This window comes from Streptomyces antimicrobicus (assembly GCF_020532625.1).
GTDB lineage: Bacteria > Actinomycetota > Actinomycetes > Streptomycetales > Streptomycetaceae > Streptomyces > Streptomyces antimicrobicus.
The window spans coordinates 40,858-62,435 of the sequence record NZ_JAJAUY010000015.1 but is presented as its reverse complement, the minus strand read 5'-3'; the positions used below and the strand labels follow the sequence as shown (position 1 = coordinate 62,435).

The window sequence follows — 21,578 nt, the reverse complement described above, 5'->3', positions numbered from 1 at the left end:
GCTATCTCCCGTCGCCCTCGGGCGTGACGTCGACCTCCGGGGGCTCGCCGCTCTCCACGCTGCGGCGGTTCTCCCGCCACGCCTGGACCCCGCTCTTGACCTGCGCGTACACCTCGTCGAACACCTTGGGGGCGGCCGCACCGATCAGCACCAGCATGATGTCGAAGCCGGCGCCCATCGGGGTGCCCGGTCCGCGCGCGTCCTCCGCGCTCGCCCCCTCGTGGATCTCCAGCTCGCCGTTGTTCCTGAGCGCTTCGAGCTTGCGCTCCCGCTCCAGCCACGCCTTCAGCGCCCCGACGTCCCGCTCGCTCGCGCTCCGCGCCAGACGCACCCGGACGGCAACCCTCCGCACAGCTTCCCCCTCAGCCATAACTCCTCATGATGTCACGTCGGTTGCCTGCTGGGGAGACCCGTGCGGGGGTCAGGCCGGCACCGGGGCGGGGTCCCGACGGGTGCGGCCCCCGCCGGAGCCGGCGCGCCGCCATGCGGACTCGCGCAGGAGGCGCAGGCCGTTGAGTCCGACGACGACCGTGGAGCCCTCGTGGCCGAGGACGCCGAGGGGAAGGGGCAGGTGGCCGACGAGGTCCCAGACGACCAGGGTGGAGAGGAACACCGAGGCGATCACCAGGTTCTGCACGACCAGGCGCCGGGCACGGCGGGAGAGGGCGACCACCGTGGGCACGGCCGCCAGTTCGTCGCGGGCGACGACCACGTCCGCCGCCTCCAGGGCGAGGTCGGAGCCGACCCGGCCCATGGCGATGCCGGTGTGCGCGGCGGCGAGGGCGGGGGCGTCGTTGACGCCGTCGCCGACGACCAGCACCCGGCGGCCGGCGCCCTCGCGCTCCCGCACGGCGGCGACCTTGTCCTCGGGCAGCAGCCCGGCCCGGACGTCGGTGATGCCCACTTCGGCGGCGAGCCGGGCCGCGGCGCGCGGGTTGTCCCCCGTCAGCAGCGCGGGGGCGGAGCCGGTGAGCGCCGTCAGGGCGGTGACGGTGGCGGCGGCGTCCGCCCGGAGGCGGTCGGCGACGCCGAGGAGCCCGACCGGTACGCCGTCCCGCCGGACCAGGACCACGGTGCGGCCGGCGCTCTCCAGGCGCTCCGCCGCGGTCCGCACCGCGGCGTGCCGCGCCCCTCCGCCCCGTGCACCGATCAGGCGGGCCGGGGCGCCCACCTCGACCGTGTGCCCGCCGACCGTGGCCCGCACCCCCGTGCCGGGAGCGGAGGCGAAGTCCTCGGCGGGCGGGAGGGTCAGGCCGCGCTGTCGCGCGGCGTCCACCACGGCGCGGGCGAGGGGGTGTTCGCTGGGGTGCTCGGCCGCCGCCGCGAGCGCGAGCAGCGCGGGCTCGTCCAGGCCGCTGCCGGCGAGGGGGCGGATGTCGGTGACCCGGGGGGTGCCCTCGGTGAGGGTGCCGGTCTTGTCCAGGGCCACCGCGTCGACCTGGCCCAGGCGTTCCATCACCACTGCCGATTTCACCAGGACGCCGTGGCGGCCGGCGTTGGCGATCGCCGACAGCAGCGGGGGCATGGTCGCCAGCACCACCGCGCACGGCGAGGCCACGATCATGAACGTCATGGCCCGCAGCAGCGAGCCGCTCAGGTCGCCGCCGAGGGCGAGCGGGACGGCGAACACCGCGAGGGTGGCGATCACGAGCCCGATCGCGTAGCGCTGCTCGACCTTCTCGATGAACAGCTGTGTCGGCGCCTTGGTCCGCGAGGCTTCCTCGACCATCGCGACGATGCGGGCGAGCACGCAGTCGCGGGCGTCCCGCTCGACCCGCACGCGCAGCGCACCCGTCCCGTTCAGGGTGCCGGCGAAGACCTCGTCGCCCGCCTCCTTCGGTGCGGGCAGCGGTTCGCCGGTGATGGTGGCCTGGTCGACCTCGCTGACGCCGGCCAGGACCCGGCCGTCGGCGCCGACCCGTTCGCCGGGGCGGATCAGGACGGTGTCGCCGACCGCCAGGTCCTCGGCGGGGACCGTCTGCGTGCCGCCGTCGGGGAGCAGCCGGGTGACGGTGGCCGGGGCGAGGTCGAGCAGGCCGCGTACCGAGTCCGCGGTGCGGGCCGTGGCCAGGGCCTCCAGGGCGCCGGAGGTGGCGAAGATGACGATGAGCAGCGCGCCGTCCATCACCTGTCCGATCGAGGCCGCGCCGAGCGCGGCGGCGATCATCAGCAGGTCCACGTCCAGGGTCTTGTCCCGCAGCGCCCGCAGTCCGGCCCGGGCCGGTTCCCAGCCGCCCGTCGCGTACGCGAGCGCGTACAGCGGGCCCCACAGCCAGGCCGAAGCCCCGGTCAGCTGGAGCGGGAGGGCGAGCAGGAAGGCGGCGGTCGCGGCGGCGGCCCAGCGGGCCTCGGCGAGGGCGAGGACCCGCGTACGGCGGCGCGCAGCGGCCCCGGCGTGGCCGTACGCGGCGGCGGAGGGCCGCTCGGCGAGGGTGGAAGGCATGGCGGAGGGACCCTTCACGGCAGGGGAGGGCGGCACTGCGGGCGAGCGGCGGCCACGCCCCTCACCATACAGGAATGAATGAACACCTCTTCATATGACGCCGGTAGGATGGCACCCATGGGCCACGGAGTCGAGTCGAAGAGCAGCGTCAGCACCCGCGAGCGCCTGGACGCCGTGGGCGCCTCGGACGTCGCCGCGACGCTCCAGGCCCTGGCGACCCCGTCGCGGCTGCGCATCCTCGCCCGGCTCCAGGAGGGCCCCTGCCCGGTGGGTGAACTCGCCGACGCCGTCGGCATGGAGCAGTCGGCCTGCTCCCACCAGCTGCGCCTGCTGCGCAACCTCGGCCTGGTCACCGGTGAGCGCCGGGGCCGCTCCATCGTCTACGCGCTGTACGACGGCCATGTCGCCGAGTTGCTCGACCAGGCCCTGTACCACGTCGAGCACCTGCGCCTCGGCCTGCGCGACGCCCCCGCCGAGGCCTAGGCTCCCCCGACGCCCGGCCGCCCGGCCGCCCGGATCAGGCGGGGGCCAGCACCGCCGAGGTGGGGCCGTGCCGGACCAGGCGGCCCGCCTCCAGGACGTGGACGGTGTCGGTGTAGGCGCTGACCAGGTGGAGTTCGTGGGAGACGAGCGCGATGCCCATGCCGTGCTCCGCCCGCAGGCGCGCCAGGAGCTCCATGACGGCGGTGGCGGTGTCGGGGTCGAGGGCGGACGTGATCTCGTCGCACAGCAGGATGTCGGGACCGACGGCCAGCGCGCGGGCGATCGAGACCCGTTGGCGCTGCCCCCCGGAGAGCTCGGCGGGGTACCGGTCGGCGAACTCGGCCGGGAGGTCGACCTGGTGGAGGAGTCCGGCGACGCGGCCGGGTACGGCGGCCCGGGACAGGCCCGCGTGCAGGCGCAGCGGCCGGGCCAGGGCCGCACCGACGGTGCGGGTGGGGTTGAGCGCGGCCAGCGGGTTCTGCGGGACGAGCTGGATCCGCCGCTGGTCCTCGCGCGTGCGCTTGCGCGCCAGGGACGGCAGGGGCCGGCCGTCGAGGTGGAGGCTGCCGGTGCCGGCAGGGTGCAGTCCGGCGAGCACCCGCAGGAGCGTGGTCTTGCCCGATCCGGACGGGCCGACGATGCCGGTGGCGGAGCCGGGGGACGCGGTGAAGTCGACCGCGTCGAGGACCTGGCGGCGGCCGCCCAGGCGGCCGAAGGCGACCCCGACGGCGCGGGCGGTCAGCCCCTGGCCCGCCGTCACCCGCACCGCGGCAGGAGCGGCGGGACCTGCGGGACCCGCGGTGTCACCGGAACGCCCCGAAGGCGCGGGGGCCGGTGTCCGGGGTGCCGGCACCGCCGCCGAGGGCCGGCTCGCCGTCAGCCGGACCGTGTGGTCGGCGCACGCACCGACCAGTTCGGGGTCGTGCGTCGCCATCACGATCGCCAGCCCCCGGCCGGCGGCGAGGTCCCGGAGCAGCTCGGCGATCTCGTCGCGCAGCGCGGGATCGAGGCCCGCGGTGGGCTCGTCGAGGAGGAGGACCTCGGGGGTCCGGGCCAGCGCGCGGGCGAGGGCGACCCGCCGTTGCTGGCCGCCGGAGACGGCGGTGGGGCGCCGGTCGGGCAGGCCGTCGTCGACGGGCAGCCGGCACTCGCGCAGCAGGCCGAGGACGGTGGCGTCGCTGCGGTCGCGGGCCGTTTCGGCGACGAGCCGGCGGATCGTCATCCGCGGGTTGAGGGCGGAGCCGGGGTCCTGGCCGACGTAGGCGACGCGTGAACGGCGCAGCTGCCGCAGCCGGTCGGGGGCGAGCGTGGGCGGGTGGTGTCCCAGGACGTCCAGCGTGCCGGCGGTGACGGTGGCGCCGGGCGGCAGGTGGCCGACGAGGGCCCGCAGCAGGGTGGTCTTGCCGGAGCCGGAGGATCCGGTGAGGGCGGTGACCTGCCCGGCGTGGACGCGTACGGAGGTCGGTGGCAGCAGCACGGTGCCGTCCGCCAGCGCGACTTCGAGGCCGCAGGCCGTGATCAGGACGTCAGCGGCGGCGGCCCGGGGCGCCGCCCGGGAGGGTCCGGTCCGGTGCACGGCTTCGCTCACTTGAAGGTCACCGCCTTGTAAACGGATTGGGGGGCCAGGGAGTTGGCGGCGAGGTTGACGCTGATGGCGAGCAGGGCGACGGCCAGGCTCGGGGCGAGGACGCCCCAGGGGTTGAGTAGGATGCCGGGGGCGTTCTCACGGACCATCAGGGCCCAGTCGGCCGCGGGTGGTTGCGGGCCGATCTGGAGGAACCCGGCCATGGAGATCACGTAGACGCCCTCCACGAACCGCAGGCCGAACAGGGCGAGTACGGTGGCACGGAGGTTGGGCAGCAGTTCGCGCACGGCGAGGTACGCCAGGCCTTCGCCGCGCGAGACGGCGGCTTCCACATAGCCGGAACTCGCCAGCGGGGCCGCCGCGCCGGCGACGATGCGCACCGCGTAGGGGACGCCGAGCAGGACGGCGGCGGCGACCACGGGTCCGCGGCCGCCGCCGGGCCAGGCCAGGGCGACGAGCATGATGCCGAGCACGGACGGCAGCAGGATCGAGACGTCCGCGGTGCGTTCGACGGCCCGCCCCAGGGCGGGGCGCAGGACGGCGGCGCAGCCCAGCAGGGTGGCCAGCAGGGTGACGGCGACCGCCACGAGCAGGGCGCTGGCGATGAGCGCGGTGCCGCCGTGCAGCAGTCGGCTCAGCACGTCGCGGCCCAGCTGGTCGCCGCCGAGCAGGGCGCCCCCGCCCGGGGGTGCGTAGGGCGCGGTGACGGGAGTGTCGAGGGTGTGCGGAGCCAGGAACGGCCCGCCCAGGGCGAGGAGGACCAGCAGCGCGCCCGGGGCGACGCGGCACAGGGCCCGGGCCCGGCCGGGGCGGGTCCTCGGCCTCCCGGCGGCGGGGCCGGCGGTGGCGGTGGCACTCATGCGCGGGCTCCTACGACACGGGCGCGGAGCAGGTCCGCGGCCAGCAGGACGAGGCTGATGGCGGCGCCGGCGCAGATGACGACCCCGGCGATCAGCGGGGTGTCGCGGGCGGCGACGGCGCCGGCCAGGACGGTTCCGACGCCCGGGTAGTTGAAGAGGGTCTCCACGACCACGGCGCCGCCCAGCAGCATGCCGGTGGAGGTGGCGATGCCGGTGGCGATCGCCGGTACGGCCCCGGGCAGGGCGTGCCGCAGCAGCACCTGGCGGGTCGGCAGTCCGTCGAGGACGGCGGCTTCCACATGGGGGGTCGCGGTCTGGTCGGCGAGGGCGCCGCGCACGATCCGGGTGTTCCATCCGGTCTGGGGGATCACGAGCGCGACGACCGGCATGATCAGCATGGCCCAGCTCGCGGGAGCGCCGTCGGCGCCGGTGACGGTGACGGCGGGCAGCCATCCCGTCCACAGCGACAGCACCAGCAGGAGCAGCACGGAGACGACGAACTCGGGTACGGCGAACGAGGCGGTGGCCGCGTGGCCGATGAGCCGGTCGGTGAGCCGGCCCGGCCGGGCGGCCGCCCAGCAGCCGAGGGCGAGCGAGAGCACGACGGTGAGCACGAACGCGCTCGCGCCCAGCAGCAGGGTGTTGGGGAAGGGGTCGGCGAGCAGTTCGGTGACCTGCCGGCCCTGCGCCGAGGTGCCCAGGTCCCCGGTGGGCAGGGCGGTCATCCACTCCAGGAAGCGCTCCCACAGCGGCCGGTCCAGACCGAGCAGGTGCCGTCGGGCGGCGAGGTCGGCGGCGCTCTCGCCGCGCTCGGCGGCGGCCGTGGCCGCGTCGCCCGGCAGCGCCTCGACGGCGGCGAATACGACGGCCAGCAGGACGACGAGCAGCAGGGCGCGCCGGGCCGCCGCCCCGGCCACCTCGACGGCCAGGGCGGCGGCCCGGCGGGGCCAGGCGGCGGCGCGCCGGGGCAGGGGGGCGGCCCGGCGGGGCAGGGGGGCCGGTCGGCTCAACGCAGCCACACGTTCTCGAGCTGGACCCGGCCGTACCCGGGGAGCTTGGGCAGCCCCCGCACCTTGGCCGTGGCGAGGTCGATGCCGTCGGCCATGCCCCACAGCAGGTAGCCGGAGCGGTCGAACTCGATCCGCTGGAGCTCCTTCAGGGCCGCGGCGCGGGCCGTCTCGTCGGCGGTGCCGATGACCTTGAGGTAGGCGGCGTCGAAGTCCTTGTCGGCCCAGCCCGCCTCGTTCGTGGCGGCCTGGCTGACCATGGTCTTCGAGGCGAAGAAGACGACGGAGTCGTTGGTGCCCCAGTAGGTGGTGTAGAAGTCGCCGGTCTTCCAGGTCTTGTCCCAGAAGGCGCCGGACTCCTGCTTGACGACCTGGACCTTGACGCCGGCTTCCCGGGCCTGGTTGGCGAAGAGGGTCGCGGACTCGGCCAGTCCGGGGATGTCCTCGGTGGTGACCAGGTCGTAGGTCCTGCTCAGGTCGAAGCCCGCCTCGGTGAGCAGCTTCTTGGCCTTCTCCAGGTCGCGCCTGCGCTGGGGGACGTCCTTGGCGTAGTGGGGGTCACCGGTGCCGAGGATGTCGTTGGCGACGGTGCCGTAGCCGGAGAGGACCTGCTTGACCATGGCGTCCCGGTCGACGACCAGGCGCATCGCCTCGCGCACGCGCGGGTCGGCGAAGGGGCTGCCCGCCGCGGTGCGCATGACGATCGGCATGGCCATGTCGTCGGGGCGGCGCAGGACCTGGATGTCCCGCCGCGCCTCGGCGGTGCGGGCGGCGACCGCGCCGGCGTTGGAGGCGACGTCGATCTGCCCGGCGAGGAGGGCGTTGGCCATGGCCTGGGGGGTCTCGAACATGGTGACCTCGATGGCGTCGAGGTGCACGGTCCCGGCGTACCACGAGTCGTTCCGCACCAGGCGGGCGTTGCCGCCGCGGTACCAGTCCAGCTTGAACGGGCCCGTGCCGGGTGCCTTGTCCAGCGCGTCGTCGGCGGTGTCCTTCTTCAGGACGAACGTCGTCAGTCGGGTCAGGAGCGGCAGTTCGGCGTTGGGGTGGTCGGAGACGAGGACGACGGTGTCGGCGCCCTCGGCCTTGATGTTCTCCGGCTTGATGCCGGGCAGGCGGGAGGCACCGGAGGGGGTGTTGCGCAGGCGCCGCAGCGACCAGACGACGTCGTCGGCCGTGACGGGGCTGCCGTCGTGGAAGGCGGCGCCCTTGGCGAGCTTGAACTTCCAGGTCGTCAGGTCCGCCGACGGCTCCCACGAAGCAGCCAGCCTGGGCAGGGTGTTGGGCTTGGCGCCGGGGACCGTGAGGGTGTCGTGGACGAGGGCGATGACGAGGTAGTCGCTCTCGTTGGCCTGGGAACCGTGCGGGTCGCGGGTGATGGCTCCGGCCCGGCCGAGCGCGCCGACGCGGAGGGTGCCGCCGCGCTTGGGCTTGTCGTCGGCGGATGCGGGTTCGGCCGCGGTGTCGCCGGACCCCGAGGTGCAGGCGGCGAGGAGTGCCGTCGCGCCCATCGCTCCACCGGCCCACAGCACTTGACGCCTGTTCATCTTCACGTACTTCCTCGATCCAGTGAGCCGTCCGGGGGATGTTGCTTAGGGTTGCCTACCCTAATGACAACCATCCCCGCAAGCCGTTGGGTGCGTTGAGGACGCATGTCCGAATCTGTACGCCGCCGACCTGCGAGTAAGGTTTGCCTAACCTAAATCTCCTGCTAGCGTTCGAACCGTTCGCCGGTTCCGCAGGTTCTGACCGACCGCCCAACTACGCGTTGAGGCAGGCGAGTTATGAGTTCCCGACCGTCGTCGTGAGACGAACCGCGCCAGAGCACCGCGTCCCCCTTGCCATCCGATCGAAACGGATCTTCTGTCATGAGCACGGCAGCCGCACCCGTCCGCCAGCTCGACGCCCGTACCGTGGGCGAACTCCGCGACGCCGCGGAGGAACTGCTCGCCGAGTTCGGCACGTCCGCCACCAGCCCCGAACTCCTCGCCCGCGTCAGGGAGGTGGCCACCGGATTCAGCGCCGCCCTGCGCCACCACTGCCGCCCCGTCGACACCGCCGACGGCCTGTTCGTACTGCGCGGCCTCCCCGTCGACGACGCCGCCGCCGGGCCGACGCCCACCAGTTGGGCCACCGCCGGTGACAGCGGCGCGGTGCACGACATCGTCCTGCTGCTGCTCGCCACCGCCATGGGCAACCCCCTCGCGTGGGAGGGCCAGCAGGACGGCCGCTTCGTCCACAACATCGTCCCGTCCCCGGGCCACGAGCACGCCCAGACCGGCGCCTCCAGCACCGTGCTGCTCAGCCCGCACACCGAGGACGCCTTCCACCCCGGCCGCGCCCACCTGCTGATGCTCGGCTGCATGCGCAACCCCGACGGCATCGCCACCACCGCCGCCAGCATCCGCAGGACCCGCCTCGCGGACCCCGACGTGGAGCTGCTGACCCGACCGGTGCTGCCGATCCTCCCCGACGACGCCTACGAGGCCGCGCAGGGCTACACCGCCGAGGCGCCGCCGGCCGTCCCTGCGCTCTTCGCCGCCGAGGACGGGCTGACCCTGCGCTACGACCCCGCGTACACGCCGCTGACCGACGCCGACCCCGCCTACCGGGCCGCCTACGACCGCCTCTCGGACGAACTCGCCCGCGTCTCGGTCGCGGTGAGCCTCGACCCCGGCGAGGTCCTCGTCGTGGACAACGACCTGGTCGTCCACGGCCGGGTGCCCTTCCGGGCCCGCTACGACGGCACCGACCGCTGGCTCAAGCGCGCCTCGGTCCGGGTCCCCGGACGCCGTACCCGCCCCGCCGCCGAAGCCGGCGAGCACGGGTACGGCCAGGCCGCCCTCGAAGCGCACGCGAGCTGAACACCCGCCCCGTACCGGAGGAATGACCCCATGACGGACACCTCGCCCACCCGCACCGCCACCCCCGTGCCGGGCGACGACCAGCACCTGCGCATCCTGTCGACCACCGACCTGGCGGGGATCGAGATATCCCTGGCCGACGTGGTCGCCACCGTCGAGGGCGCGTACCGCACGCTGCACGCGGGCCTCTCCGACAACCCCCGGAAGCTGACCGTCAAGCCGCGGGACGGCCACTCCGTCTCCTACGCCATGCTGGGCCGGGACGGCTCCCGCGACGTGGTGGCGATCAAGACCTCGTACAAGCACGGTCTGGACAAGGGCCGCGAGGAGCAGCACTACTACACCGCCCTGACGCTCTACGACGACGTCACCGGCCTGCCGCTGGCGATGATGGACTGCGCCCGGATCGGGTCGCTGCGCACCCCGGCGGTCTCCGCCCTGCTGGCCCGCGAGTGCGCCGCCCCCGGCGCCCGGTCCGCGCTGGTCGTCGGCACCGGGACGCAGGGCCGCCTGGCGCTGCCGTTCCTGCTGACGACGCTGCCGGACCTGGACCGGCTGATGGTGTTCGGCACCCACCCCGAGGGCATCGGGGCCGTCCGCGAGCAGCTGCGCGCCCACTTCCCCGACCGGGACGTGGAGGTCGTCACCGACGTACGGGCGGCCGCCTCGGACGCGGACGTGATCATCGCGACCGCCGGCGCCCACACCCCGGCGGCGATCGAGGCCGACCGGCTGCGCCCCGGCGCCCTGTCCGTCCTCGTCGGGCACGGGCTCGCGCCGTCGACCCTGCACCGGGCGGACCGGGTGATCGCCACCAGCGAGGCGCAGATGCACGTCACCGGCACCGACATGGCCGATTCCGACGGCAAGTTCCCCGCCGTCGACGCCGAGTTCCCGGCGGTGCTGGCCGGCGTCGCCGCGGGGCGCACCAGCGGGACCGAGCGCGTCTTCGCGTACAACAGCGGGCTGGTCGTCACCGACATCGCCCTCGGCCACCGCTTCGCCCAACTCGCCCTCGCCCAGGGCCTGGGCACCGAGGTGCCGCTGTGGCGGTGACCGACGGGAAGGGTCCCTGGCCCGCGCTGCCCGCCCTCCCCGACGCCGCCACGGACGCGGTACTGGCCAGCGGGCTGCTGCCCGAGCTCGCCCACGCCTTCGGCGGCCCGTTCCACTTCCTGCTGCCCGAGGCGTTCGACGCCAACCTGCGCGCCATGCACGACGTCCTCGCGGCGGCCGGGGTCGACGGCTTCGTGTACTTCGCCAAGAAGGCCAACAAGGCCGCCGTGTTCGTCGAACGGGCGGCCGCCGGCGGCGCCGGCGTGGACGTGGCCTCCACCGGCGAGCTCCGCGAGGCCCTCGGCCACGGCGTCCGCGGGGAGCACCTCGTGGTCACCGGCCCGGCCAAGGACCCCGGCCTGCTCCGCCTGGCGGTCCAGCAGGGCGCCCTGATCGCCGTGGACGCCCTGGACGAGCTCGACGCCCTCGTCACCGTCGCCCTGACCGGGCGGGTACGCCCCGCCCGGGTGCTGCTGCGCTGCCTTCCCCCGGCCCAGCCGCACAGCCGCTTCGGCATGACGGGGGCCGAGCTGGCCACCGCCGTGGAGCGCTGCGTCCAGGCCGGTGACGCGGTCCGGATGGAGGGCTTCAGCTTCCATCTGTCCGGCTACGCCCTCCAGCCGCGCGCCGACCTCGCCGGGCACCTGGTCGAGCTGTGCCTCAAGGCCCGGGTCCAGGGGCTGGAAGCCAGCCGGATCAGCATCGGCGGGGGCCTGCCCATCAGTTACACCGACGCCGACAGCTGGCACACCTTCCTCACCCGGCACCACAGCCGCTACTACCATGCGGGCAAGGCGTTCGGTACCGGCGACTTCTATCCCTACCACTCGCCGAACGCCGGACCCGACGCACTGGCCGCGCTGCTGGCGACCCGGCCCGAGGGCCACGGCCGGCCCCTCGCGGAGCTGCTGAAGGACGCCGGTGTGGTGCTGCTGCTGGAGCCGGGCCGGGCCCTGCTCGACCGGGCCGGAGCCACCGTCTTCCGGGTCCAGGGCGTCAAGGACCGGGACGGGTACCAGCTCCTGACGGTCGACGGCACCAGTCTGAGCCTGTCCGAGCAGTGGTTCGACAGCGAGTACCTGCCCGACCCGTACCTGCTGTCCCAGGACGCCACCACCGGACCCGCCGCGGACGCCGCGTCCGCCGCACCCGCCGGTGTGCATCCGGCGAGCGTGGGGGCGGCCACCTGCCTGGAGTCGGACATGCTCACCTGGCGCAAGGTGGGCTTCCCGCGCCGTCCCCGCACCGGTGACCTGCTCGTCTACCCCAACACCGCCGGGTACCAGATGGACTCCAACGAGTCCCCGTTCCACGACCTGCCCCTGCCGCCCAAGGTCGTCGTCGACCGGACCGACCGCCCCCGCCCGCGCTGGCGCCTGGACCGCCACCTCACCTGAGCCGGGCCCACCCCGCCCTGCCCCGCCCCCCTCCCCTCACAGGAGCTTTCGATGCCCGGAGCACTTCAGCGCCCCGCCGTGGTCTCCCGCGTCTCCGACCTCATCGGCCGCACGCCGCTGCTGGAACTCGCCACCACCGAGACCGGCAGCCGCCTGCTGCTGAAGCTGGAGATGTTCAACCCGACCGGCACGGCCAAGATCCGCATGGCGCGCGCCATGGTCGACGCCGCCGAAGCCGCTGGCGCGTTGCGCCCCGGCGGCCGGATCATCGAATCCACCTCCGGCAACACGGGGCTCGGCCTGTCCGTCATCGCCGCCGAACGCGGCTACACCTTCACCGCCGTCGTGGACCACCACGCCTGCGTGGACAAGCTCCGCGGCATGAAGGCCCTGGGCACCGAACTCGTCTACGTGGCGGACGAGGGCAGCGAGGAACTCGCCACCGCCGCCCGCGAGGAACTCGCCGAGGAGATGGCCCGCGGCCAGGACAACACCGTCTTCACGGAGCAGCACAACAACCCGGCCAACGGCGTCGGTTACTTCCCGGTGGCCCACGAGCTCCACGAGGCCCTCGACGGCCGGCTCGACGTCCTGATCGGCGCCGTCGGCACCGGCGGCGCCCTGTGCGGCACCAGCCGGGAGCTGGCCAGACTCATGTCGGGGTTCACGGTCGTCGGTGTCGAGCCGAAGGGCTCCATCGCCTTCGGCGGCCCGGCGCACGACTACTACCAGTCCGGCACCGGCACCCCCGAGGGCGCCGAGATCGGTGCGCTCGTCGACTTCGACCTGATCGACGAAGGCGTCAAGGTCGGCGACGTCGAGGCGTTCGCGACCTGCCGGGCGGTCGCCCGTACCGGCCTGCTCATCGGCGGCTCCGCCGGGGGCGTCGTCCACGTGGCCCTCACCCGCCTGTCCTCGCTGCCCCCGGGCACCACGGTCGTCGCCCTTGTCAACGACGGCGGCGAGAAATACATGGACACCGTCTTCAACGACGAGTGGATGCGGGAACGCGGCCTCCTCGACAGTGGGGTGGAACGCGAGATCGACGAACTCCTCACCAAACTCCGCAGGAACCGGTGACCCATGCTGAACACCCTCCTCCGCGACAGCCGGGCCCTGGCCGCCCTGGCCGTGCCGCTCGTCCTCACCCAGCTCGCCCAGGTGGCGCTGACCACCACCGACACGGTGATGATGGGATTCCTCGGCACCGAGGAGCTGGCCGCGGGCGGCCTGGCCCTCGTCATCTTCAACCAGCTCCGCACCATGGGCGTGGGCCTGGTCACCTCCGTCGGCAACCAGGTGGCCGCCGCGGCGGCACGGGCCGAGCGGACCGGCGGGGGTGACGACGGGCACCGCAGCGGCGGGGCGCAGGAGGAGGTCCGGGCCATCGTCCGGGCGAGTCTGGCCGTGGCCACGCTCGCCGGCATCGCCGGCGCCGTCCTCATGATCCTCATAGGCCAGGCCCTGACCTGGCTCGGGCAGGACGCCGCCGTGGTCGACCGCACCCGGTCGATGCTCCTGGCGCTGGCGCCCGGCCTGCTGCCCTGCCTGTGGTTCCAGGCCGTCCGCCAGTTCACCGTCGGCATGCGCCGCCCGCAGGCCCTGCTCCGGATCACCCTCGCGTCCGTGGCCGTCAACGCCGGGCTCAACTGGGTGCTCGTGCACGGCACCTGGGGCCTGCCGCGCCTCGGTCTGACCGGCATCGGCGTCGCCACCTCGACGGTGCACCTGCTGTCCTTCCTCGCCCTGTACCTCAGCGCGAAGAGGGACGGCGAACTGGCGCCGCTGCTCACCCTGAACGTCGCCAAGGCCGACCCCGCGACCGTCAGGCGCCTGGTCGCACTGGGCGTCCCCATCGCCGCGACCTACGGATCCGAAGCGGGGTTCTTCTCCGTCACCGCGCTGATGGCCGGCTCCTTCGGACCGGACGCGCTGGCCGCGCACACGGCCGTCAACCAGCTCGTCTACATCGTCTTCCAGGTCGCCGTCGGGCTCTCCCACGCCGCGTCCATCCACGTCAGCCGCGAGCTGGCCCTGGGCCGCGTCGAGGACGCCCGGCGCATCAAGAACACCGCGCTCGCCTGCGCCGCCGCCGTCATGGCCGTCGTCGGCGTCCTGTACCTGGCGCTCCCCCACCTGGTCCTGGCCCCCTTCCTCGACTCGGGCCCGGGCTCCGGCGAGGCGCTGACGATCGCCACCCACCTGCTCGTCGTCACCGCGTTCCTGCAGTTCTTCGACTGCGCCCAGAACATCGGCGTCGGACTGCTGCGGGGCCTCGACGACACCCGCAGCGGCTTCCGCATCACCGTGGTCGGCTACTGGGCGGTCGGGCTGCCCGCGTCGTGGCTCCTGGCCTACGCCGTCGGGCTGGACCTGCTCGGCATCTGGCTCGGCCTGCTCACCGGACTGGCCACCACCGCCGTCCTCCTGCTGCGCCGCTACTCCGCCTCGCTCAGCCGGCGGGGCGCCACCGCGGCCCTGACCGCCTCGGCGTAGCACCGCAGCGGGGGCCGGCGCCGAGCCTGCGCGGGTGCGGCGGCCCCCGGTGCTACCTTCGGCCCATGGTCGAGGGCGGCAGCGCACGGGCGTACATCGGTTCCTTCACCGCGGGAGGCGGACGCGGGATCACCACCGCCGCCGTCGATCCGGCGACCGGCGCGCTGACCCCGCTCGACGGGGTCCAGGACGGTGCGGCGAACCCGTCGTGGCTGGCACTCGCGCCCGGGACCGGAGTGCTGTACGCGGTGAGCGAGACCGACGACGGCGCCGTGGCCGCGTACCGGCGGACACCGGAGGGGCTGACGCCCCTCGGCCGGCCCGTCCCGTCCGGCGGCAAGGGTCCCACCCACCTGAGCGTGGCCGGCGACCGGCTGCTGGTCGCGCACTACGTCTCCGGGACGGTGAGCAGTCTGCCGCTCGGCGCCGACGGCGGCCCCGGCGGACCCGCCCGCGTCCTCGTGCACGAGGGCGGGGGCCCGGACCCGGAGCGGCAGCAGGGGCCGCACGCCCACCAGGTGCTCCCCGACCCGTCGGGCCGCTGGGTGCTCAGCGTGGACCTCGGCACGGACTCGGTACGGGTCTGCGCCCTCGACGCGGGCAGCGGCGCGTTGCGCCTGCACGCCGAGACCGCCCTGCGGGCCGGGAGCGGGCCCCGCCACTTGGCCTTCCATCCGGACGGCGAGGTGGTCTACGTCCTGCACGAGCTGGAACCGCAGCTGACCGTGTGCCGCTGGGACCCGGTCGGCGGGCAGCTGGTGCCGGTCGGCGAGGTCACGGTCCTGCCGGCGGGCGCGCCCTCGGGTGCGCGCCCGTACCCGTCGGTGCCGGTCGTCTCCCCGGACGGGCGCTTCGTCCGGGCCGCCGTCCGCGGAGCCGATCTCGTGGTCACCCTCTCCCTCGCGGACGGCGCCGAGAAGCCGCAGCTGGTGGACGCGGTGGAGTGCGGCGGCAGTTGGCCCCGGGACCTGGTGGCGGACCCGTCCGGGCGCCGGCTCTACGTGTGCAACGAGTGGTCCGGCGACGTCACGTGGTTCGACGCCGATCCGCTGACGGGCCGGCTGCGGCGGTCGGGCCGACTGGAGGTCCCGGCCGCGGCCTGCCTCCTCCTCACCTGACCCCGCAGCCTCACCCGACCCCGGAGCCTCACGCCTCACCCGACCCCGGAGCCTCGCCCGACCCCGGAACGCCCGGCCGTGCCGGGGCGGGCCGCTACGCGCTCGGGGTCAGGCCCGCCAGGATCAGGCGCAGACCCAGGTCGAAGCCGCGGGTGTCGAGGCCGGCGAGGGCACCGGGGGCTTCGTCGGCCGCCGTGAGCGCGGCGGCCAGGGCCGGGAAGTCCGGGCGGTAGTCCGCCGGCTGCCGGGTGAAGCCGGCGGTGAAGGTCTCCAGGGCCGAGCCGAGGACGAGGTTGTCGATGGCCGCCGCGGCCTCGGCGGCCGCGGCGGGCGTGCTGCCGGCCCGGACCAGCGCCGCGAGCAGGGCGTCGTAGCCCCGCAGGGCCTTGACCGACGAGACCCGGTGGCGGGCCACCAGCGGGATCATGTGCGGGTAGCGGAGGTACACGCCGCGGTAGCCGTGGGCGTACGCGGCGATCCCGGCCGGGCCGCCGGGGTCGGACAGCGGTCCCAGGTCGATCTCGTCGTTGATCAGCTCGGCGACCGCGTCGAGCAGGTCGTCCTTCGACCTGACGTGGTGGTAGAGGGACGCGCCCTTGACGCCGAGCCGGTCGGCGATCGTCCGCATCTTCAGGGCCTCCAGCCCCTGCTCGTCGAGCAGGTCCAGCGCCGCGCGGGCGATGATCGCGCGGCTGAGGAGGGTCTGGCTCGGCCGGGGCATGCGTGACTCCTTCGTCCTCGGGTCTCGCAGATTACCTGTCAGGAACGCTTCACAAGCCGCAGGGTCTACCGCTACATTCCAGCCACCCGTTTACCTAACACGGTTAGATTTTGGATGGTGTGGTTATGAACGAGGCCATGAGAGAGTCCGTCGCGGCCCGCGACGAGGACGTCGGCCGCGCCGCGGACGGGCCGCAGGACGCGGACGCGTCCCGGCTCCAAGCCCTCGGATACCGCCAGGAGCTGCGCCGCAGCCTCGGCGTGCTCGGCAACATCTCGATGGGCTTCGCCGTGGTCTCGCCCGTCGTCGCCCTCTACGCCGTCTCGATGGTCGGCACCACCGTCGCGGGCCCGATGTGGGTGTGGGCCCTGCCCCTGGTGCTCGCGGGCCAGTGCCTGGTGGTGAGCGTGTACGCCGAGCTCTCCGCGCAGTGGCCGCTGGCCGGCGGGCCGTACCAGTGGGGCCGCCGGCTGCTCGGCCCGGCCTTCGGCTGGCTGGGCGGCTGGGTCTGGCAGTTCGCGGTGATGTTCGGCAACACCACCGTCGCCTACCTGGCCGCCCCCTGGGTGTACGCGCTCTTCGGCGCGACCCCGACCCCCGCCGGTCTCGTCGCGGTGGCGGTCGGCATCCTGCTGGCCGGCGCGCTCGTGAACGCGTACGGGATCACGATCCTGCGCCGGTTCGTCTCCCTGGGCATCGCCGCCGAGGCCCTCGCCTCGGTCGGGGTCGGCCTCGCGCTGCTGCTGTTCTTCCGTGAGCACGACTTCGTGCTGTTCACGCGGACGCTCGGGGCGGAGTCGCTGTCCGGCGGCTCCACCGCGCTGGGCTTCCTCGCGGCGGTCGCGGTGGCGGGCTGGGCCTTCATCGGCTTCGACGCGTGCGTGTCCACCGCCGAGGAGACCAAGGACGCGGGCCGGCAGGTGCCCCGCGCCATGTGGTGGGCGCTGCTCAGCGTGGGCGCGGTCGTGATCCTCAACGCCATGGCCGTGGCCCTGGCCCACCCCCGCCCGGCCGACGTGGTCGCGGGCCAGGACCTGGACCCGGTGACCACCGCCGTCGTCCACGCCTTCGGCGGCTGGTCGGACAAGCCGTTCGTGGTCGTGGTCCTGATCGGCTTCCTGGCCTGTGCGGTGGCCTCCCAGGGCGGCTCGGCCCGTGGCCTGTTCTCGCTGTCCCGGGACGGGGCGTTCCCCTTCTCCCGGCACGTGCGCAAGGTCAACCGGCGGCAGGCGCCGCTGGGCGGGCTGGTCGCCTCGACCCTCGTCAGCGGCAGCGCCCTCGCGCTGGGCCTCGACGCCACGGCCATCGGCACGCTGATCGCCTTCGGTACGGCGGCCACCTACCTGCCCTTCCTCCTGGTGTCGCTGGCCGCGCTGATCGCGCGGCTGCGGGGTACCTGGGTGCCCTCGGGGCACATCAGGCTCGGCGCGAAGGGCACGGTGCTCAACGTGCTGGCGGTGCTGTGGACCGCGTTCGAGGTGGTCAACGTGTGCTGGCCGCGCGCGATCCTCGCGCCGCCCGGGGCGCCCTGGTACCAGGTGTGGGCCGCGCTGCTCGGCACCGCGGTCGTGCTGGGCACCGGCGTCCTCTACCTCCTGGTGAAGCGGCCGCACGACCGGCTGCGCGGGACGGGCCCGGCCCCGGCGGCGCAGCCCGCGGCGCCGTAGCACGCGCCTGCGACGACCTCGGCCCGGCAGCCCGAGATCCCGTGCCCCGCGACCCGCCGACTCGCCGACTCGCCGACTCGCCGTCCGCCGACCCTCCGGCCCGCCGGCCCGCCGGCCCGCGGCCTCGCCTACGCCTCCCGACCGTACGAAGCGATCTGAAACCCGTCCGAACCCCTTCCCACCCCTTCACGGACAAGGACCGTTCCATGGATCTCCCTCGCACGTCCCGACGCTCGTTCTGCACCGGTGCGCTCGCCGTCGCCGCCGGCGCCGCCCTCGGCACCACCGCGGCGGCGGCGCCCGCCGCCGCCGCCACGCTCCCGCCGGTGGTCCCGGCCGAATGGGAGCGGCACTCCCGCTGCGTCATGGCCTGGCCCTGGGACCGCAACGTCGGCTGGGGCAGCCTGCTGAAGTCCGTACAGGCCGAGGTCGCCGCCGTCGCGCAGGCGATCGCCCGCTTCGAGCCGGTCCTCATGGTCGCCGAACCGGGCACGGCGGCGGAGGCCCGGCAGCAGTGCGGCCCGGCCGTCACGGTGATCGAGTACCCGATCAACGACTGCTGGGCCCGTGACACCGGCCCGATCTTCGCCCGGAACCAGGAGCGCACCCAACTCACCGGCCTGGACTTCCGTTTCAACGGCTGGGGCAACAAGTACCCGTTCGACAAGGACGACTTGCTGCCGGTCGGCGTGTGCGACCACCTCGCCGTGCCCCGCCGGGCCGTGGACCTCGTCCTGGAGGGCGGCGCGGTCCTCACCGACGGCCAGGGCACCCTCATCACCACCGAGGAGTGCCTGCTCGACCCGAACCGGAATCCGAACCTCACCCGGGCCCAGATCGAGGCGGCGCTGCTGGCGGCGTACGGGGCGAGCAAGGTGGTCTGGCTGCCGTACGGGCTCCACAACGACACCATCACCAACGGCCACGTCGACCTGGTCGCCGCCTACCTCGGCCCGGCCCGTGTCCTGCTGCACACCCAGCCGGACCCGGCCGACCCGAACCACGCCCGCACGGCCGCCAACAAGGCGGTCCTCCAGGCGGCCACGGACGCGTGCGGCAGGCCCTTCCAGATCGTGGAACTGCACCAGCAGCCGCACTTCCGGGTGAACGGCGCCCTGGTGGAGACCTTCAGCTACACCAACTACTACCTGACCAGCGGCAGCGTGGTCGTGCCGACGGCCGGGGTCACCGCGGACGACACGGCGGTCCTCGCGCAGTTCGCGACGCTCTTCCCCGGCCGCGAGGTCACCGGCATCCCCTGCCGGACCCTCGCATGGGGCGGCGGCGGAATCCACTGCATCACCCAGCACGTGCCGGTCCTGGGCTGACGTGCCGCGGCCCCCTCGACCCACCGGCCGAGGGGGCCGTCGCGCGGCGCGCCGTCACCTCAGGAGAGGAGGCCGATCAGCACCTGGAGGGCGAAGACGGCCATCACGCAGAAGCCGAACGCGGCGAGGAGCCACTGTGCCGCACCGCGCGGCGTGTCGAACTGGACGAAGTAGCCTCCGACGCCCGCGATCCCGAGCACGGCACCGCCCCAGAAGGCGGGCCCCTCGTGCCACTTCGCCAACACGGCCACGCCGGCGAGCAACAAGGCCAACGCCAGCAGTTGACCCCGTGTCGCCATCACCGTCGTTCTGTCCCCCGTACGAGTCATGGGCCTCATCCTAGTCACCCGGACGGGGGGCGTACGCCCGCGCGGGCGCGCCCGCCGGGTCACCCGCCGAGCGCCTGCGGAGCGCCTCGCCCCGTGCCGCGCTGGCAGCGGGGCGCCGCGGCCCCTACGGTGTGACCGGACCGGCGAGAGGAAACGCGTGACCGACGACCTGGGCAACGACCACGAGGACATCGACGTCGAGACCGTCGGGGTCTCGACCGTGGTCCGGCCGTACGGGGAGATGGACGTCACCCGCTCCCAGGACTTCCGCGAGGTGCTGCTGGCGGCGCTGTCCGCCGACGGGCCGGGCCGCGAGGTGGTGGTCGACCTCCAGCACCTGTCCTTCTGCGACTCCGCCGGCCTCAACGCGCTCCTGGACGCCCGCGCCCGGGCCGAGGCGACCGGCCAGCGCCTCAGCCTGGCCGCGCCCCGCGGCCAGTTCACGCGGCTGCTGGAGATCACGGGCACCGCGCACCTGTTCCCGATCACCCCGCCCCCCGGCACCCCGTCCTGACGGCACGCCACCCGCGCGCCGCGGTACGCCTGTCTGAGCGCGGAGCGGTACAGCACGGGGTCGAGCTCAGGAGCGACCGGTGCCGACCGGTGCCGACCGGTGCCGACCGGAAGACGCCGATGCACGTCACCGGCGGCAGCAGCTCCGCCGGGCCGAAGGCACCGGCGGCCGGGTCCGGGTGCCGGCGGGGGGGGCGGCACGAGGCGGACCGGCGCGAAGGAGGACGCGCGCCGGGCCTGCCGACACCCTAAACGGCCGGTCCTGCCACCGGCCGCGGCAGCCCCAGGCGCACCGGCCCGACCCCGGGTGAGGTGTGCACCAGCGGCTCGCCCTCGGGGTCGGGCAGGCCCGCGCTCCGGGTGAGGTTCTGGCTCAGTTCGAGGACCGTGCCCCCGCGCAGGCGCCACGGCTCGTGCTCCACCGGGGTCAGCCACAGGCGTCCGGCGCGGTGGGAGAACGCGGCCCACCGGTGGGTGAGCCAGTCGTCCAGGGGCCCCGGTCGCGCCAGGGGCGGGCCCGGGCGGACGCGCAGCCGGTAGGAGGCGTCACCGTGGCGGCGCCGCCCGGCGTAGCAGACGTCGGGCCCCCGCGTGCGCACCGTCAGGGCGGCCAGGTGGTACGGGACCGCGATGGCGCGGGCCGCGAGCATCAGCGGCTGGGAGACGTCGAGCGAGAAGAACCACAGCCCGCGGCGGCCGTCGGGCAGGCGGGCGTAGGTCCGCAGGTTCGTCTCCGCGAAGGTGGGGGGCGGCAGGGGCACCCGCAGCGCTCTGACCGACCGCATCACGAAGGGGGTCAGGCTGACCCACGCGGCCCCGTCGAAGACGTCGACGCGCAGTCCGGGCGGCAGCAGGGCCTGGACCGCCTCGGGCGGACAGGGCCAGTGCACGAGCGTCTGCTGCCGCCAGTGCATGGTCAGCACGGCGAGGGCGACGTGCGGGGCGTCGGGGCGAGGGGCGCGCACGGGCGTCGGACCGGCTCGCGGCCGGCGGTCATTTCGAGGTGGCGCTGGGGACCTTCAGCGGGTCCCGCGGCGCCTGCCCCTTGGCCTCGTCGAGCTGCGCGCCGAGCTCGGCGAGCCGGTTGCGGCCCATGGCCTTGCGCACGTCGGGGAACCAGTCCTTCTCCTCCTCCTCGACGTGGTGGCGTACCTGTTCCATCACCACGGACATCTTGGCCTTGAACCGCTCGTCCGCCGGATCCATCTCCTTGAGCTCGGAGAGCATCCACACCACCGCGTGGTGCTCCTCGATGCTCTCCAGGACGTGGTCGGTGGTGTCGGGGGCGGCCTCGCGGGCGGCGGGGTAGAAGTACTGCTCCTCGATCCAGGCGTGGACGGTCAGCTCCTCGATCACCTCGTCCGCGATCCGGCGCCGCTCCGCGACGTCCTCGTCACCGGTCTTCTCGAACTGCTTGAAGAGCTTCTCCACCGTCTTGTGGTCTTCCCGCAGCAGCACGATCGCGTCCAACAGGATCTCCTCCCGTAGCCCGGCAACGCCACGTACGGGGCCCGGGCCCGCGGTGGCCTTTCGGGACGGTCCTGCCCCCTCCGGCGCGGAGCGTCCCGCCCGGACGCGGCCCGTCACCCGCCCGGGGAGCGGTCGTCCCCCCGGCCGGCGCAACCGCCCCGCGTCCCGATCGGGGTGCCGACCGGTACGGGAGAGGAACGACGCCGATTCCCGGGCCCGCTTCCCCGGTCCCGGAATTGCG

General features: G+C 74.4%; 20 protein-coding genes. 10 read left to right on the top strand and 10 right to left on the bottom strand.

Going from position 1 to position 21,578, the window contains the following annotated elements; translation table 11 throughout:
• Position 1 precedes the first annotated feature (1 nt).
• Both LG632_RS06530 and LG632_RS06525 read right to left on the bottom strand, forming a co-directional pair.
• Positions 2-331 carry a hypothetical protein gene (locus LG632_RS06530; RefSeq protein WP_226725861.1) on the bottom strand — a complete coding sequence of 110 codons (330 nt, stop codon included), beginning with the start codon at positions 329-331 and terminating at the stop codon, positions 2-4.
• A 90-nt stretch (positions 332-421) separates the two neighbouring features.
• Positions 422-2,443: a heavy metal translocating P-type ATPase gene (locus LG632_RS06525; RefSeq protein WP_226725860.1), complete on the bottom strand. Its 2,022-nt coding sequence runs from the start codon at positions 2,441-2,443 to the stop codon at positions 422-424.
• Positions 2,444-2,560: 117 nt separating this feature from the next.
• On the opposite strand from LG632_RS06525, the gene LG632_RS06520 reads away from it, so the two are divergent.
• A complete protein-coding gene (locus LG632_RS06520) occupies positions 2,561-2,926 on the top strand; it encodes an ArsR/SmtB family transcription factor (RefSeq protein WP_226725859.1) in 366 nt (121 codons plus the stop codon).
• Between the two features lie 34 nt (positions 2,927-2,960).
• Here LG632_RS06520 and LG632_RS06515 read toward each other — a convergent pair whose 3' ends face one another.
• Genes LG632_RS06515 through LG632_RS06500 form a run of 4 tightly spaced genes read right to left on the bottom strand, consistent with a single transcriptional unit; the run spans position 2,961 to position 7,925 of the window.
• Complete coding sequence (locus tag LG632_RS06515; protein ID WP_226725858.1) at positions 2,961-4,514, bottom strand: ABC transporter ATP-binding protein; 1,554 nt, start codon at positions 4,512-4,514, stop codon at positions 2,961-2,963.
• Positions 4,511-5,371, bottom strand: coding sequence for an ABC transporter permease (locus LG632_RS06510; RefSeq protein ID WP_226725857.1), 861 nt, complete (start codon positions 5,369-5,371; stop codon positions 4,511-4,513). Before LG632_RS06510 ends, LG632_RS06515 begins: the two co-directional genes overlap by 4 nt.
• The gene (locus LG632_RS06505) at positions 5,368-6,381 is read right to left on the bottom strand and encodes an ABC transporter permease (RefSeq protein ID WP_374203413.1); all 1,014 of its coding nucleotides are present in this window, start codon (positions 6,379-6,381) and stop codon (positions 5,368-5,370) included. The genes LG632_RS06510 and LG632_RS06505 overlap by 4 nt, the downstream gene beginning before the upstream one ends.
• Complete coding sequence (locus LG632_RS06500) at positions 6,378-7,925, bottom strand: ABC transporter substrate-binding protein (protein ID WP_226725856.1); 1,548 nt, start codon at positions 7,923-7,925, stop codon at positions 6,378-6,380. Before LG632_RS06500 ends, LG632_RS06505 begins: the two co-directional genes overlap by 4 nt.
• 321 nt (positions 7,926-8,246) lie before the next feature.
• On the opposite strand from LG632_RS06500, the gene LG632_RS06495 reads away from it, so the two are divergent.
• From LG632_RS06495 to LG632_RS06470, 6 genes are all read left to right on the top strand, one after another.
• Positions 8,247-9,242 carry a TauD/TfdA family dioxygenase gene (locus LG632_RS06495; RefSeq protein ID WP_226725855.1) on the top strand — a complete coding sequence of 332 codons (996 nt, stop codon included), beginning with the start codon at positions 8,247-8,249 and terminating at the stop codon, positions 9,240-9,242.
• Positions 9,243-9,272: 30 nt separating this feature from the next.
• Entirely contained in the window at positions 9,273-10,298 is a 1,026-nt protein-coding gene (locus tag LG632_RS06490; protein WP_226725854.1) for an ornithine cyclodeaminase family protein, read from the top strand.
• Positions 10,289-11,695, top strand: a complete 1,407-nt coding sequence (locus tag LG632_RS06485) for a Y4yA family PLP-dependent enzyme (protein WP_226725853.1) — start codon at positions 10,289-10,291, stop codon at positions 11,693-11,695. Before LG632_RS06490 ends, LG632_RS06485 begins: the two co-directional genes overlap by 10 nt.
• A gap of 51 nt (positions 11,696-11,746) precedes the next feature.
• Positions 11,747-12,775, top strand: coding sequence for a cysteine synthase family protein (locus LG632_RS06480; protein ID WP_226725852.1), 1,029 nt, complete (start codon positions 11,747-11,749; stop codon positions 12,773-12,775).
• A gap of 3 nt (positions 12,776-12,778) precedes the next feature.
• The gene (locus LG632_RS06475; RefSeq protein WP_226725851.1) at positions 12,779-14,191 is read left to right on the top strand and encodes an MATE family efflux transporter; all 1,413 of its coding nucleotides are present in this window, start codon (positions 12,779-12,781) and stop codon (positions 14,189-14,191) included.
• 65 nt (positions 14,192-14,256) lie between these two features.
• Entirely contained in the window at positions 14,257-15,309 is a 1,053-nt protein-coding gene (locus tag LG632_RS06470; RefSeq protein WP_226725850.1) for a lactonase family protein, read from the top strand.
• A 94-nt stretch (positions 15,310-15,403) separates the two neighbouring features.
• On the opposite strand, the gene LG632_RS06465 is transcribed toward LG632_RS06470, so the two are convergent.
• Positions 15,404-16,030 carry a TetR/AcrR family transcriptional regulator gene (locus tag LG632_RS06465; protein ID WP_226725849.1) on the bottom strand — a complete coding sequence of 209 codons (627 nt, stop codon included), beginning with the start codon at positions 16,028-16,030 and terminating at the stop codon, positions 15,404-15,406.
• 137 nt (positions 16,031-16,167) lie between these two features.
• Here LG632_RS06465 and LG632_RS06460 point away from each other — a divergent pair, with 137 nt between their 5' ends.
• Both LG632_RS06460 and LG632_RS06455 read left to right on the top strand, forming a co-directional pair.
• Positions 16,168-17,697 (top strand): APC family permease, encoded by a 1,530-nt coding sequence (locus LG632_RS06460; RefSeq protein ID WP_226725848.1) that lies wholly within the window; start codon positions 16,168-16,170, stop codon positions 17,695-17,697.
• A gap of 206 nt (positions 17,698-17,903) precedes the next feature.
• Entirely contained in the window at positions 17,904-19,025 is a 1,122-nt protein-coding gene (locus tag LG632_RS06455; RefSeq protein ID WP_226725847.1) for an agmatine deiminase family protein, read from the top strand.
• Positions 19,026-19,084: 59 nt separating this feature from the next.
• Here LG632_RS06455 and LG632_RS06450 read toward each other — a convergent pair whose 3' ends face one another.
• Positions 19,085-19,324, bottom strand: coding sequence for a hypothetical protein (locus tag LG632_RS06450; protein WP_226725846.1), 240 nt, complete (start codon positions 19,322-19,324; stop codon positions 19,085-19,087).
• Between the two features lie 187 nt (positions 19,325-19,511).
• Here LG632_RS06450 and LG632_RS06445 point away from each other — a divergent pair, with 187 nt between their 5' ends.
• Complete coding sequence (locus LG632_RS06445; protein WP_226725845.1) at positions 19,512-19,868, top strand: STAS domain-containing protein; 357 nt, start codon at positions 19,512-19,514, stop codon at positions 19,866-19,868.
• 247 nt (positions 19,869-20,115) lie between these two features.
• Here the strand turns inward: LG632_RS06445 and LG632_RS06440 are convergent, their stop codons facing one another.
• The gene (locus LG632_RS06440) at positions 20,116-20,832 is read right to left on the bottom strand and encodes a YqjF family protein (protein ID WP_308108036.1); all 717 of its coding nucleotides are present in this window, start codon (positions 20,830-20,832) and stop codon (positions 20,116-20,118) included.
• 28 nt (positions 20,833-20,860) lie between these two features.
• Positions 20,861-21,337 carry a hemerythrin domain-containing protein gene (locus tag LG632_RS06435; protein WP_226725844.1) on the bottom strand — a complete coding sequence of 159 codons (477 nt, stop codon included), beginning with the start codon at positions 21,335-21,337 and terminating at the stop codon, positions 20,861-20,863.
• Between the last annotated feature and the right edge of the window lie 241 nt (positions 21,338-21,578).